We start from the raw sequence: 13,688 nt of genomic DNA, 5'->3' as shown, positions 1-13,688 counted from the left end.
CGTCCCACGGCGGTCCCCACAAGTGACCGTCCGGTTTGATTCGAGAAGGAATGACTCATGACTCAGAAATTCGACGTGGTAGTGATTGGTGCGGGCCCTGGCGGCTACGTAGCGGCCATCAAGGCTGCGCAACTGGGCCTTTCCACTGCCTGCATCGAGAAATACACCGACAAGGAAGGCAAACAGGCCTTGGGCGGTACTTGCCTGAACGTCGGTTGCATTCCATCCAAGGCGCTGCTGGACAGCTCCTGGAAGTACAAGGAAGCCAAGGAAAGCTTCAACGTTCACGGTATCTCTACCGGTGAAGTGAAGATGGACGTAGCCGCGATGGTTGGCCGCAAGGCTGGCATCGTCAAGAACCTGACCAGCGGTGTTGCCACCCTGTTCAAGGCCAACGGCGTCACCTCCATCGAAGGCCACGGCAAGCTGCTGCTGGGCAAGAAAGTCGAAGTGACCAAGCCTGACGGCTCGGTCGAAGTGATCGAAGCCGAGAACGTTATCCTGGCACCAGGCTCGCGTCCGATCGACATCCCGCCTGCTCCAGTCGACCAGAACGTCATCGTCGACTCCACTGGCGCCCTGGAATTCCAGTCCGTGCCAAAACGCCTGGGCGTGATCGGCGCTGGCGTGATCGGTCTCGAGCTGGGTTCGGTATGGTCGCGCCTGGGTTCGCAAGTGACCGTGCTCGAAGCCCTCGACACATTCCTGATGGCCGCTGACACCGCGGTTTCCAAGGAAGCGCTGAAGACCCTGACCAAGCAAGGCCTGGACATCAAGCTGGGTGCCCGTGTGACCGGCTCCAAGGTCAACGGCGAAGAAGTCGTGGTGAACTACACCGACGCCAACGGCGAACAGACCATCACCTTCGACAAGTTGATCGTTGCGGTCGGCCGTCGTCCAGTGACCACTGACCTGCTGTCCGCCGATTGCGGCGTGGAAATCGACGAGCGTGGTTTCATCGCGGTCGATGACCATTGCGCAACCGCCGTACCGGGCGTGTTCGCCATCGGTGACGTGGTTCGCGGCATGATGCTGGCCCACAAGGCTTCCGAAGAAGGCATCATGGTTGTCGAGCGCATCAAGGGCCACAAGGCCCAGATGAACTATGACCTGATCCCATCGGTTATCTATACCCACCCGGAAATCGCATGGGTTGGTAAAACCGAGCAGGCCTTGAAAGCCGAAGGCGTTGAAGTTAACGTCGGCACCTTCCCGTTCGCCGCCTCCGGCCGTGCCATGGCAGCCAACGACACCGGTGGTTTCGTGAAAGTCATCGCCGATGCCAAGACGGATCGCGTATTGGGCGTTCACGTTATCGGCCCAAGCGCTGCCGAGCTGGTACAGCAAGGCGCGATCGGTATGGAATTCGGCACCAGCGCTGAAGACCTGGGCATGATGGTCTTCTCCCATCCGACCCTGTCCGAAGCCTTGCACGAAGCGGCCCTGGCCGTGAATGGCGGCGCCATCCACGTGGCCAACCGCAAGAAGCGTTAACAGATAATAAGAAACCACGGCGGTATGGCCCGTCGTGAGCCTTGCGAGCAAGACTCACCGCGGAATATCCGCTGGACGCAGCCTTGCGTAGTGGTACCGGTACACCGGAACGCTACGCAAGCAGCAGTCACAGGTGGTGCGGCACCACAACGGTGCAGCACCGAATGCGCAGTACCTAACGAAGACGGTAATAAGCATGAATCTTCACGAGTATCAGGGTAAGCAGCTGTTCGCTGAGTACGGCCTGCCAGTATCCACCGGCTACGCTGTAGACACCCCGGAAGCGGCAGCAGAAGCTTGCGACAAAATCGGCGGCAGCGAATGGGTTGTCAAAGCCCAGGTTCACGCCGGTGGTCGCGGTAAAGCGGGCGGCGTCAAGCTGGTTCGCAGCAAAGAAGACGCCAAAGCCTTCGCACAGCAGTGGCTGGGCAAGCGTCTGGTGACTTACCAGACCGACGCCAACGGTCAGCCAGTCACCAAGATCCTGGTTGAATCGTGCACTGATATCGCTAAAGAGCTGTACCTGGGCGCTGTCGTTGACCGTTCGAGCCGCCGCATCGTGTTCATGGCTTCCACCGAAGGTGGCGTGGACATCGAGAAAATCGCTCACGACACCCCTGAGAAAATCCTCAAGGCCACCATCGATCCACTGGTTGGCGCACAGCCATTCCAGGGCCGCGAGCTGGCATTCCAGCTGGGCCTGGAAGGCAAGCAGGTCACTCAATTCGCCAAGATCTTCGTAGGTCTGGCCAAGCTGTTCCAGGACCACGACCTGGCACTGCTGGAAGTGAACCCGCTGGTAATCAAGGCCGACGGCGACCTGCACTGCCTCGATGCCAAGATCAACATCGACGCCAACGCCATGTACCGTCAGCCTAAGCTGAAGACTTTCCACGATCCGTCGCAAGACGATCCGCGCGAAGCGCACGCTGCCAAGTTCGAACTGAACTACGTAGCCTTGGAAGGCAACATCGGTTGCATGGTCAACGGCGCTGGCCTGGCCATGGGTACCATGGACATCGTCAACCTGCACGGCGGCAAGCCAGCCAACTTCCTCGACGTGGGCGGCGGTGCTACCAAGGAACGCGTTACCGAAGCGTTCAAGATCATCCTGTCCGACACCAACGTCGCTGCAGTACTGGTCAACATCTTCGGCGGCATCGTTCGCTGCGACATGATTGCCGAAGGCATCATCGGCGCCGTGAAAGAAGTCGGCGTGAAAATCCCGGTTGTTGTTCGCCTCGAAGGCAACAACGCTGAGCTGGGCGCTAAAGTACTGGCAGAAAGCGGTTTGAACATCATCGCTGCTACCAGCCTGACCGACGCTGCTCAACAAGTCGTTAAAGCTGCGGAGGGCAAATAATGAGCGTCCTGATCAACAAAGACACCAAGGTTATCTGCCAGGGTATTACCGGTTCGCAAGGTAGTTTCCACACCCAGCAAGCCATCGAATACGGCACCAAGATGGTTGGCGGCGTAACGCCAGGCAAAGGCGGCACCGAGCACCTGGGCCTGCCTGTCTTCAACACCGTGAAAGACGCTGTAGCTGCCACTGGCGCCACCGCCAGCGTGATCTACGTTCCAGCTCCGTTCTGCAAGGACTCCATCCTTGAAGCAGCGTTCGGCGGCATCAAGCTGATCGTTTGCATCACCGAAGGCATCCCGACCATCGACATGCTGGAAGCCAAGGTCAAGTGCGACGAGCTGGGTATCACCCTGATCGGCCCTAACTGCCCAGGCGTGATCACTCCAGGCGAATGCAAGATCGGCATCATGCCAGGTCACATTCACTTGCCAGGCAAGGTCGGTATCGTTTCCCGTTCCGGCACCCTGACCTACGAAGCTGTCAAGCAGACCACTGACGCCGGTTTCGGTCAGTCGACTTGCGTCGGCATCGGCGGTGACCCGATCCCGGGCTCGAACTTCATCGACATCCTGAAGCTGTTCCAGGAAGACCCGAAGACCGAAGCGATCGTCATGATCGGTGAGATCGGCGGTTCCGCTGAAGAAGAAGCCGCTGCCTACATCAAGGCAAACGTGACCAAGCCGGTTGTTTCCTACATTGCAGGTGTGACTGCTCCTCCGGGCAAGCGCATGGGCCATGCTGGCGCAATCATCTCCGGCGGCAAAGGCACTGCAGACGAGAAATTCGCTGCACTGCAAGACGCAGGCGTGAAAACCGTGCGTTCGCTGGCAGACATCGGTAAGGCCCTGGCCGAGCTGACTGGCTGGGAAATGAAGAAGTAAGCTTCGGCTGACTTTTTTGTTCCAGCAACAAAGGCCACCTTCGGGTGGCCTTTGTCGTTCCTGGCCCCTATGCCTGTGCAGCTGCTCTACCTGGATAATGTAGGACGGCTCTTGTGGCGAGGGAGCTTGCTCCCGCTCGGCTGCGCAGCAGTCGTAAACCAGGCAGCGCCGTTTTACCTGAATAGATCCGGTTGCCTGTATTGGGGCCGCTGCGCAGCCCAGCGGGAGCAAGCTCCCTCGCCACAAGGGCATGAGTGCATTTTCATTGTGGGAGCGAGCTTGCTCGCGATGACGGAATGACAGTCGCCAACCATTTACATGCAAAAACGCGACACAGATACGTCGTGTATCGGATAGTTCGCCCTGTAACAGTGCGTTTTGCGCGCAAATTCGTTAGTCTGGCGGCCAATTTTGCGACCGCGGCCCACAAGGCAGCGACGCGCTAAACGGGCCGGCCCCATACGGATCGGCAGCATTTCCCTCACCCATAAGGGAAATCCCTCTCTAAATTCCGATTCAGTAGTGTGGTTTCCTTAATGAAAGTGTTGAAAGGCCAGGACATCCTGGCGCTTGGTTTCATGACATTTGCCCTGTTCGTCGGGGCCGGCAACATCATCTTCCCGCCTATCGTCGGTTTGCAGTCCGGGCCTCATGTCTGGATGGCGGCGCTGGGCTTCTTGATCACAGCGGTAGGGTTGCCGGTGATCACGGTCGTCGCACTGGCCAAGGTCGGTGGTGCGATGGACGCTTTGAGCAGCCCGATCGGCAAGATTGCCGGTGGCTTGCTGGCCGCCGTGTGCTACCTGGCGGTCGGCCCGCTGTTCGCCACGCCTCGAACCGCCACCGTATCGTTCGAAGTCGGCCTGGCGCCATTGACCGGCGAAAGCCCGCTGGCGCTGTTCCTCTACAGCGCGGTGTACTTCCTCCTGGTGTTCTTCATCTCGCTCTACCCGGGCCGCTTGCTGGATACCGTCGGACGTTTTCTCGCGCCGCTGAAAATCATCGCCCTGGCCGTGCTCGGTATTGCCGCTTTTGCCTTGCCAGCCGGCGATATCGGCGTGGCGACTCCCGAATACGTGGCGGCACCGTTCTCCCAAGGCTTCATCAATGGCTACCTGACCATGGATACCCTCGGCGCCCTGGTGTTCGGCATCGTCATCGTCAACGCCATCCGCTCCCGTGGCGTCGAGTCGCCGGCCTTGATCACCCGTTACGCGATCATCGCCGGGCTGATCGCCGGGGTAGGGCTGGCCCTGGTCTACGTCAGCCTGTTCCGCCTGGGCTCCGGCAGTCATGAAGTGGCTGTGGGCGCGACCAACGGCGCCGCCGTGCTGCATGCCTACGTGCAGCACACGTTCGGCAGCCTGGGCAGCGGTTTCCTTGCGGTACTGATCTCCCTCGCATGCCTGGTAACGGCGGTCGGCCTGACCTGCGCCTGCGCGGAATACTTCAGCCGCGTCCTGCCGCTGTCCTACAAGACCCTGGTGGTGATCCTGGCGGCGTTCTCGCTGTTGGTATCCAACCTGGGCCTGACCAAGCTGATCGCGTTCTCGATTCCGGTCCTCACCGCGATCTACCCGCCATGTATCGCCCTGGTGGCCCTGAGCTTCTGCAAGGATTTCTGGCACGAGCAAGGGCGCATCGTCGGCCCGGTGATGCTGGTGTCGTTCCTGTTTGGCCTGATCGACGCGCTCAAGGGCGCGGGCCTGGCGGACTGGATGCCAGCGCAACTCGCTCACCTGCCGCTCAGCGAGCAAGGCCTGGCGTGGCTGGTGCCTTCGGTCATGACCCTGGCGGTCGCGGTGGTGTGTGACCGCCTGCTGGGCAAGCGCAGCGAGGCCTTGGCATAAGCCGCTCGCCGTCAGTTCGCCGACAAAACGAAATGCCCCGTGTCGATCGATACGGGGCATTTTTTTTGAGTGCGGTGTCTTTTTTCGTGGGCTAACGTCGAAGCAGTGTCCTGAAAGCCTGCATGGAACCCTGTGGGAGCAAGCTTGCTCGCGATAGCGGTCTATCAGCCACCTCATCTCTGACTGATCCGACGCCATCGCGAGCAAGCTCGCTCCCACAGGTCCGCAAGGCAGTCTGGCTTTAGACGTCATGTTTTTAGACACACAGGAAATCGAATGTCATTCATCCAAGCCAACCTGATCCATCTCCTGGCCGCGATCTGGTTCATCATCTGCTGGGCCGGCTACACCCGTTACGCCTCATGGAAAGCCCGCGACACGGCCTGCCTGGCCAGTGTCATGCACCTGTACCGCGAAGACTGGATGCGCCGCATGCTGCTGCGCGACAACCGCATCGCCGATGCCAGCGTGATCGGCAACCTGGAGCGCAACGCATCGTTTTTTGCCTCCAGTACGTTGATTATCCTGGCGGGCATCCTGACGGTACTCGGGGCGTCCGACCGGGCGGTGTCGTTGCTGGCGGACCTGCCACTGGTGCAGCAGGCCTCCCAAGGCATGGCGGAACTGAAGCTTCTTTGCCTAGCGCTGGTGTTCGTCTACGCGTTCTTCACGTTCAGTTGGTGCATGCGCCAATACAACTTCGCGGCGGTCCTGGTGGGGTCGGCGCCGATGATCGGTGAGCGGCATGTGTCCGAGCAGGAGCGCAAGGCTTTTGCTTCAAGAGCCGCGCGGGTTATTTCAATGGCGGCCAACCAGTTCAACTTCGGCCTGCGTTCGTATTATTTCGGCATGACCATGTTGGCCTGGTTCGTCAGCCCCTGGTTATTCATGTTGATGAGTGCCGGCGTGGTCTTCGTGTTGTATCAGCGCGAGTTTCATTCGGATGTACTGGATGTGATGGTCTATACGCCTACCGAAGCGCCAGCGCCCGAGGCGGGCAAGGAAGCGGCCTGACGGCGCAGCAACTTTCCTGGATGCCAGATACAAGAAAACCCGCACCAGGCGGGTTTTCTTTTGCTGCCAAAACCGTATCAGTTGGTTTTAGGCGCGGTGGCAGGCGCTTGTTCCTGCTGGGCGGCGCTGTTCGATTCAGACTGAGCTTTGGCAGCTTCGGCGTTTTCTTTCGCCGCGTCGTTCACTTTATCCTGTGCTTTGTTCATGTCTTGCTGAGCTTGTTCAGCGTGTTGGTTGGCATCTTGAGCTTTGTCCTCGGATTTTTTATCGCAGGCGGCGAGACCGAGGGAGGCGGCCAACATCAAGGCAATAGCAAAAGTCTTACGCATGGGGTGTTTCTCCTTATGGATATAACTACTGGCCGTTTGAGCCGCGCCCCCGGGGTTAAGTTCCTCCTGATCCCATAGATATATAACTTGCCGGCGGATGGAACTTTATCGCGTACCTTGAGGGGAGTATTGGACCGATGGCTGAAGATTCCGTTTTTGACCGCGCGACACGCTTTTTATCTGCGCTCAGGCACTGTCAGGTGTTGGGCTTGAAACTCCACAGCGCCAGTCGCGATGGATTAACCGTCGTGTTGCCTTACAGCCCGCAGATCGTTGGCAATCCCTTGACGGGCATTGTCCATGGCGGGGCGTTGACCACCTTGATGGACACCGCCTGCGGCATGTCGACGTTGTGCGTGTTACCGCAGTTTGAAGTCTGTCCGACCCTGGACCTGCGTATCGACTACATGCACGCCGCCATGCCCGACAAAGCTATCTATGGCTTTGCCCAGTGCTATCGGATCACGCCGGACGTGATCTTCAGCCGTGGGTTTGCCTACCAGGACGATCCGGAGCGACCCATTGCCCATGTGGTCGGCACCTTCATGCGCCTGGGTGACAGCGCCCGGGGAATGAAAAAGGGCGGCCTGGCGGCTGCGGCGCAAAAACCATGACCGACATCACTGAGGCGCAACTGCGCCAGGCGTGTGAGCAGGGCGACGTCGGGCGGCTACTGGCCTTGATTCCCTATGCGCAACTCATCGGCGTCGAATGCACGCGCCAGGGCGATGAATGGCTGTTTTGCTTGCCAGCCAATAAGGACAACATTGGTAACCCTTTACTGCCTGCTATCCATGGTGGGGTCATCGCCGGATTCATGGAGCTATCGGCCGCCGTTCATCTGCTGATCGCCACACATGCGGCCAGTGTACCCAAGATCATCGATTTTTCCCTGGATTACCTGCGAGCCGGGCAGTTTCGCGATACTTATGCGAGGTGCCAGGTCTGGCGCCAGGGGCGGCGTGTGGCCAACGTCGCGATCACTGCCTGGCAGGAAGCTGAAGCCGAACCCATCGCCACTGCCCGGGCCCATTTCAAGATCCCGGCGCCCTCCAAGCCGGCCGGCTCTTGAAATCACCCGAGTTGCCCCCACCTTGAGGACATCCCGCCGCCAATCTCTGCGAGGCGGACACCACCATCCACTTGGAGTTTGATGACCATGAGCGTGGAAACTCAAAAGGAAACCCTGGGCTTCCAGACCGAGGTGAAGCAACTGCTGCACCTGATGATTCACTCGCTGTATTCGAATAAGGAAATTTTCCTCCGCGAGCTGATTTCGAACGCCTCCGACGCTGTCGACAAATTACGTTTCGAAGCGCTGTCCAAGCCAGAACTGCTGGAAGGCGGCGCCGAGCTGAAAATCCGTGTGAGCTTCGACAAGGACGCGAAAACCGTCACCCTCGAAGACAACGGTATCGGCATGAGCCGCGACGAGGTGATCACGCACCTGGGCACCATCGCCAAGTCCGGCACCGCCGATTTCATGAAGAACCTGTCCGGCGACCAGAAGAAGGATTCGCACCTGATCGGCCAGTTCGGCGTCGGTTTCTATTCCGCGTTCATCGTCGCTGACCACGTCGAAGTGTTCAGCCGCCGTGCCGGCCTCGCTGCGAGCGAAGGCGTGCACTGGTCGTCCAAGGGCGAGGGCGAGTTTGAAGTCGCGACCCTCGACAAGGCTGATCGCGGCACCCGCATCGTCCTGCACCTCAAGTCTGGCGAAGAAGAGTTCGCCGATGGCTGGCGCCTGCGCAACATCATCAAGAAGTACTCAGACCACATCGCGCTGCCAATCGAGCTGCCGAAGGAAGTCACCGCGGCCGAAGGCGAAGAAAAGCCTGAAGTGGAATGGGAAACCGTCAACCGCGCCAGTGCCCTCTGGACCCGTCCTCGCACCGAGATCAAGGACGAGGAATACCAGGAGTTCTACAAGCACATCGGTCATGACTACGAGAATCCGCTGAGCTGGAGCCATAACAAGGTCGAAGGCAAGCTGGAATACAGCTCGCTGCTGTACGTGCCGGCCCGTGCGCCGTTCGATCTGTACCAGCGCGAAGCGCCACGCGGCCTGAAGCTGTACGTGCAGCGTGTGTTCGTGATGGACCAGGCCGAATCGTTCCTGCCGCTGTACCTGCGCTTCATCAAGGGTGTGGTGGACTCCAACGACCTGTCGCTGAACGTTTCGCGGGAAATCCTGCAGAAAGATCCGATCATCGATTCCATGAAGTCGGCACTGACCAAGCGCGTGCTGGACATGTTGGAAAAATTGGCGAAGAACGAGCCTGAGCAGTACAAGGGCTTCTGGAAGAACTTCGGCCAGGTGATGAAGGAAGGTCCGGCCGAAGACTTCGCCAACAAGGAGAAGATCGCTGGCCTGCTGCGCTTTGCCTCGACCCAGGGCGACGACGGCGAGCAGATCGTTGGCCTGGCCGATTACCTGGCCCGCGCCAAGGAAGGCCAGGACAAGATCTATTACCTGACCGGCGAGACTTATGCACAGGTCAAGAACAGCCCGCACCTGGAAGTCTTCCGCAAGAAAGGCATCGAAGTGCTGCTGCTCACCGATCGCATCGACGAGTGGCTGATGAGCTACCTCAACGAATTCGACGGCAAGAGCTTTGTCGACGTGGCTCGTGGCGACCTGGACCTTGGCAACCTGGATTCGGAAGAAGACAAGAAGGCCGCCGAGGAAGTGGCCAAGAGCAAGGAAGGCCTGGTGGAGCGGATCAAGACTGCGTTGGGCGATGCCGTCAGCGAAGTACGCGTTTCCCACCGCCTGACCGATTCCCCGGCGATCCTGGCCATCGGCGAGCAGGACCTGGGTCTGCAAATGCGCCAGATCCTCGAAGCCAGCGGCCAGAAAGTCCCGGATTCCAAGCCGATCTTCGAATTCAACCCGGCTCACCCGCTGGTGGAGAAGCTCGACAACGAGCAGAGCGAAGAGCGTTTTGGCGACCTGTCGCACATCCTCTTCGACCAGGCGGCCCTGGCGGCCGGCGACAGCCTGAAAGACCCGGCGGCCTATGTCCGTCGCCTGAACAAGCTGTTGGTTGAATTGTCAGCTTAATCACGTTGTAGGAAAAACCCGCTTCGGCGGGTTTTTTCATTTCCATTGTTCCGCCAAGGGGAAGTCAACTATGAGTCAGATTACGGTTCGTTCGGTGGTGTATCAGCTCGATGGCCAAAGCTATGAAAGCCGCCTGGCCTTCGATACCCACCAGCAGGGGCCGCGCCCGGGTTTGCTGATGGCACCGAATTGGATGGGCGTAGGGGCAGGAGCCGAGGAAATCGCCCGGTCAGTGGCGGCGAACGGTTACGTGGTGCTGATTGCCGATCTGTATGGGCAAACCGTGCGCCCGTCCAATGCCGACGAGGCCGGTGCGGCGATGATGCCGCTCAAGAATGACCGGGCGTTGTTGCGCAAGCGCATGCAGGCCGCGTTCGAACAATTGCAAAGCCAGGGCGAAGCGCAGGTCGACGTTTCGAAACTGGCCACGTTTGGCTTTTGCTTTGGCGGTTGCTGTTCCCTGGAACTGGCTCGCACCGGGGCGCCGCTCAAGGCCGCGATTTCGTTCCACGGCACCCTGGATACGCCCAACCCGGCCGATGCGCAGAACATCCAGGGCGCCGTCCTGGTCATGCACGGCGCCTCCGACCCATTGGTGCCGAAAGAACAACTGCCGGCCTTCGAAGATGAGATGAACGCGGCCGGGGTGGATTGGCAACTGCTGAGCTACGGCGGCGCGGTACATTCGTTCACCGACCCGCAGGCCAATGTGCCGGGCAAGATGATGTACAACGCCAAGGTCGCCGGGCGGGCGTTCCGCTCGATGCACAACTTGCTCGATGAAGTGTTCAAGGGCTGATGGTCTGACATAGCCCCGTGGCGAGGGAGCTTGCTCCCGCTGGGCTGCGCAGCGGCCCCGCTTTTTTCTGCGGTTGCTGCGCAACCGAGCGGGAGCAAGCTCCCTCGCCACGGGATGTGTATAACTCTAGGGCAGTTCGATCCGTTCGCTTTCCCCAGGTACGCTCGGCCAGTCCCCGGCCGCCCAGCGCCGGCGGGCTTCGTCTATCCGGGCCGGGTCGCTCGAGACGAAGTTCCAGTTCATCCGCCGAGGTCCGTCCAGGGGGGCGCCGCCGAACAGCACGGCATGGCAATCGCTGTCGGCCGACAGCGTCATCTCTTCTCCGGCTGGCAATATGACCAGCGCATGAGGCTCCAGCGGCTCACCGTCCAATTGTGCTTCACCCTCCAGGACATACAGTGCGCGCTCTTCATGCTCAGTGGGGATCAACAAGGTCGTCGCGGTCTGCAGGTGCAGTTCGGCATACAACGTAGGCGACAGCACCGGCACCGGCGATTCCAGGCAAAAGCCTGACCCGGCGATCATGCGGATGCTGGCGCCCAGGTTCTCGCTGACCGGCAGGCTGTTGGCCGGATGATGGCTGTAGTGCCCAGGGCCTTCTTCGTGCGAAGTGGGCGAGGCCAGCCAGACTTGCAGCCCATGCATGACAAAACCTCGTTCCACCAATGCCTGTGGAGTGCGCTCGACATGGGCAATGGCGCTGCCGGCGGTCATCCAACTGACGTCCCCGGCGTTGACCACCTGATCGGAACCGAGGCTGTCCTTGTGCTGGATCTGGCCCTCGAACAGGTAGGTGAGGGTGGACAGGCCGATATGTGGGTGCTGGCGGATGTTCATGCCTTTACCCGCCGGGTAGGACGTTTGCAGCATATGGTCGAAAAACACGAAAGGTCCGACGCTGCGGCATTTGGCGGACGGCAACGGCCGAAGAATCGGCTGGCCTTCCACGTCTTCTGCACGGGGGCGAACGATCAGGGGAGCGGTCATGGTGTCTTCCAGGTTGAACGACGAATCGGCAAAGCATAACCCGAGGTTGCAACGGACGGCAGCGACGGCTTGAACCCAGGCGGGACGGCGGGGGTCTATGCTGCTCATGGCTTCTGGAGAGTGCCCGTGTCGTCGATCCGTCTGATGTTCGCTTGTCTGCTGGCCGTTGCGAGCAGCGCCGCCGCGGCCCGCGAATATGCCTACAGTGATGCGCACCTGCATTACGTCGATTTCTTCCAGGAAACCGCCGGCATGCCCAAGCTGCTCAAGGCGATGGCGGAAAATCGCATTGAGCACGTCATGATTTCCGGCGTGCCCGTGGCGAAGAAATGGCACGAAGACGAACCCAAGCGCCCGCGTTATTACGCCGGTGACGATGCGGACGCCTACTGGTACAGCGCCACCGATGTGATTGTCGCTGCGGCGGTCTCCAAGCTCCCCGCCGAACAACGCCAGCACTTCCATCCGTTCCTGTCAGGCTTCAACCCCAACGACAAGAACTCCGACGCCCATATCCAGCGCATGCTCGATCTCTATCCGGGGCTGTGGCAAGGCATTGGCGAAGTATTCACGCGCCACGACGACCTGACGGCGCTGACCTCGGGCGACACGCCCCGCGCCAACAACGAGGCCATGACGCGGATCTATCACCTGGCGGCAGAGAACGACCTGCCGGTGATGCTGCATTCCAACATCACTTCCAAGCGTGAGAAAAATCCGCTGTACCTGGCGGAAATCGAAGAGCCGTTGCGTAATCATCCACACACACGGTTCATCTGGGCTCATGCTGGCACGAGCATGGAGATTCACCGGCATCAGACCCAGCTGGATTTTCTGCTGCCAACCCTGACGCGGATGCTCGAGTCTTATCCCAATCTTTTCATCGACCTGTCCTGGAGCCTGCTCACGCCGTATTTGCTGGATGAGGCGGGCAAGCCCCGGGATGAATGGTTGAAGCTGGTAGAGCGCTTCCCGGAGCGCTTCATGGTGGGGTCGGACGTAGTAGGGCGATTCAACAAGTTGGGTAAGGAATTGCACAGCTTCGATCCGTTCCTCGATGCCTTGCCCGAGGATGTAGCGAGGAAGGTGGCGCGGGATAACTTTTTGGCGGTGTTGCCTCGCTCAGTGGCAATGGAATAGCCATTCTGTGTGGCGAGGGGATTTATCCCCGCTGGACTGCGCAGCAGGCCCAAAACTGACGAGCATGTTCGGTCTGACACACCGAAGTGACAGGTTTTAGGGGCCGCTTCGCGACCCAGCGGGGATAAATCCCCTCGCCACAAGAGCATCAGGGTGCATTGGCTTTGTCATCAGCCTGTCACCCCCGCGTCATACCCTCGCGCTCATCTCAATCAAGGAGCGCACCATGCACCTCACCCGTTCAAGCGCACTGCTCGCGTTGTTGTTGACCTGCGGCCTGGCCCAGGCGGAAGTCCGTGTCGAAGGCCCGGTGGAATATGGGGTCTTCGAAGGGCCGAAGGCCGAGTTGCAGTCGGGCGAGCGGGTCCTGCGTCGCAGCAATGAGCAGATCCGCCAGACCGAAAGTGTTCCGGCCAAGCTGGGCACAAAGTTCGGCATGCGCTACCAGTTGGCGGGCAAGATCGAGAATGACCAGCCGCTGACCTTGCTGTATTTCACGCCGGGCATCCGTACGCCCGATGGCGTGCGCCACGACAAGTTCGAAGTTATCCAGAAACTGGTGCCCGGCGCGCCGCAGGATGTCATGGCCTACGAATTCACCGAAAGCCACGAAGTGGTACCGGGGGAGTGGCGGTTCATGGTGTTCCAAGGCGATCGGCTGCTGACGCAGCAGCGGTTTGTCGTGCGCTAAGTTGAAATTAACTGTGGGAGCGAGCTTGCTCGCGATGGCGTCGGATCAGTCAGTATCAAGGTTGGCTGACCCG

13 protein-coding genes are annotated in these 13,688 nt (G+C 59.8%); 11 read left to right on the top strand and 2 right to left on the bottom strand.

Annotated elements, in window-relative coordinates; genetic code table 11:
- The first annotated feature begins 57 nt into the window (after positions 1 to 57).
- The 5 genes from lpdA (at position 58) to JMN22_RS24910 (ending at position 6,605) form a co-directional block, all read left to right on the top strand.
- Positions 58 to 1,494, top strand: a complete 1,437-nt coding sequence (lpdA, locus tag JMN22_RS24930) for a dihydrolipoyl dehydrogenase (protein ID WP_030138332.1) — start codon at positions 58 to 60, stop codon at positions 1,492 to 1,494.
- A gap of 196 nt (positions 1,495 to 1,690) precedes the next feature.
- Positions 1,691 to 2,857, top strand: coding sequence for an ADP-forming succinate--CoA ligase subunit beta (gene sucC / locus JMN22_RS24925; RefSeq protein ID WP_003179235.1), 1,167 nt, complete (start codon positions 1,691 to 1,693; stop codon positions 2,855 to 2,857).
- Positions 2,857 to 3,741 carry a succinate--CoA ligase subunit alpha gene (gene sucD / locus JMN22_RS24920; protein WP_003179236.1) on the top strand — a complete coding sequence of 295 codons (885 nt, stop codon included), beginning with the start codon at positions 2,857 to 2,859 and terminating at the stop codon, positions 3,739 to 3,741. The genes sucC and sucD overlap by 1 nt, the downstream gene beginning before the upstream one ends.
- Before the next feature lie 536 nt (positions 3,742 to 4,277).
- Positions 4,278 to 5,591, top strand: a complete 1,314-nt coding sequence (brnQ, locus tag JMN22_RS24915) for a branched-chain amino acid transport system II carrier protein (protein WP_030138333.1) — start codon at positions 4,278 to 4,280, stop codon at positions 5,589 to 5,591.
- 276 nt (positions 5,592 to 5,867) lie between these two features.
- Complete coding sequence (locus JMN22_RS24910; RefSeq protein WP_030138334.1) at positions 5,868 to 6,605, top strand: DUF599 domain-containing protein; 738 nt, start codon at positions 5,868 to 5,870, stop codon at positions 6,603 to 6,605.
- A gap of 77 nt (positions 6,606 to 6,682) precedes the next feature.
- Here the strand turns inward: JMN22_RS24910 and JMN22_RS24905 are convergent, their stop codons facing one another.
- Positions 6,683 to 6,934 (bottom strand): hypothetical protein, encoded by a 252-nt coding sequence (locus JMN22_RS24905; RefSeq protein ID WP_030138335.1) that lies wholly within the window; start codon positions 6,932 to 6,934, stop codon positions 6,683 to 6,685.
- Between the two features lie 137 nt (positions 6,935 to 7,071).
- Here JMN22_RS24905 and JMN22_RS24900 point away from each other — a divergent pair, with 137 nt between their 5' ends.
- The 4 genes from JMN22_RS24900 to JMN22_RS24885 all read left to right on the top strand — a co-directional run bounded on the left by JMN22_RS24900 (position 7,072) and on the right by JMN22_RS24885 (position 10,797).
- Positions 7,072 to 7,548: a PaaI family thioesterase gene (locus JMN22_RS24900; RefSeq protein ID WP_198798352.1), complete on the top strand. Its 477-nt coding sequence runs from the start codon at positions 7,072 to 7,074 to the stop codon at positions 7,546 to 7,548.
- A complete protein-coding gene (locus JMN22_RS24895) occupies positions 7,545 to 8,006 on the top strand; it encodes a PaaI family thioesterase (protein ID WP_198798351.1) in 462 nt (153 codons plus the stop codon). The genes JMN22_RS24900 and JMN22_RS24895 overlap by 4 nt, the downstream gene beginning before the upstream one ends.
- A gap of 87 nt (positions 8,007 to 8,093) precedes the next feature.
- Positions 8,094 to 9,998 (top strand): molecular chaperone HtpG, encoded by a 1,905-nt coding sequence (gene htpG, locus JMN22_RS24890; RefSeq protein ID WP_030138338.1) that lies wholly within the window; start codon positions 8,094 to 8,096, stop codon positions 9,996 to 9,998.
- 70 nt (positions 9,999 to 10,068) lie between these two features.
- Positions 10,069 to 10,797, top strand: coding sequence for a dienelactone hydrolase family protein (locus JMN22_RS24885; protein WP_198798350.1), 729 nt, complete (start codon positions 10,069 to 10,071; stop codon positions 10,795 to 10,797).
- 126 nt (positions 10,798 to 10,923) lie between these two features.
- Here JMN22_RS24885 and JMN22_RS24880 read toward each other — a convergent pair whose 3' ends face one another.
- The gene (locus JMN22_RS24880; RefSeq protein ID WP_198798349.1) at positions 10,924 to 11,784 is read right to left on the bottom strand and encodes a pirin family protein; all 861 of its coding nucleotides are present in this window, start codon (positions 11,782 to 11,784) and stop codon (positions 10,924 to 10,926) included.
- Positions 11,785 to 11,928: 144 nt separating this feature from the next.
- On the opposite strand from JMN22_RS24880, the gene JMN22_RS24875 reads away from it, so the two are divergent.
- Both JMN22_RS24875 and JMN22_RS24870 read left to right on the top strand, forming a co-directional pair.
- Positions 11,929 to 12,924: an amidohydrolase family protein gene (locus JMN22_RS24875; protein ID WP_198798360.1), complete on the top strand. Its 996-nt coding sequence runs from the start codon at positions 11,929 to 11,931 to the stop codon at positions 12,922 to 12,924.
- 226 nt (positions 12,925 to 13,150) lie between these two features.
- Positions 13,151 to 13,615 (top strand): DUF3859 domain-containing protein, encoded by a 465-nt coding sequence (locus JMN22_RS24870; protein ID WP_030138342.1) that lies wholly within the window; start codon positions 13,151 to 13,153, stop codon positions 13,613 to 13,615.
- Positions 13,616 to 13,688: the final 73 nt, after the last annotated feature.

Source organism: Pseudomonas sp. HB05, from assembly GCF_016756915.1.
Taxonomy (GTDB): Bacteria; Pseudomonadota; Gammaproteobacteria; order Pseudomonadales; family Pseudomonadaceae; genus Aquipseudomonas; species Aquipseudomonas alvandae.
This window is presented reverse-complemented; position numbering and strand designations above follow the sequence as displayed.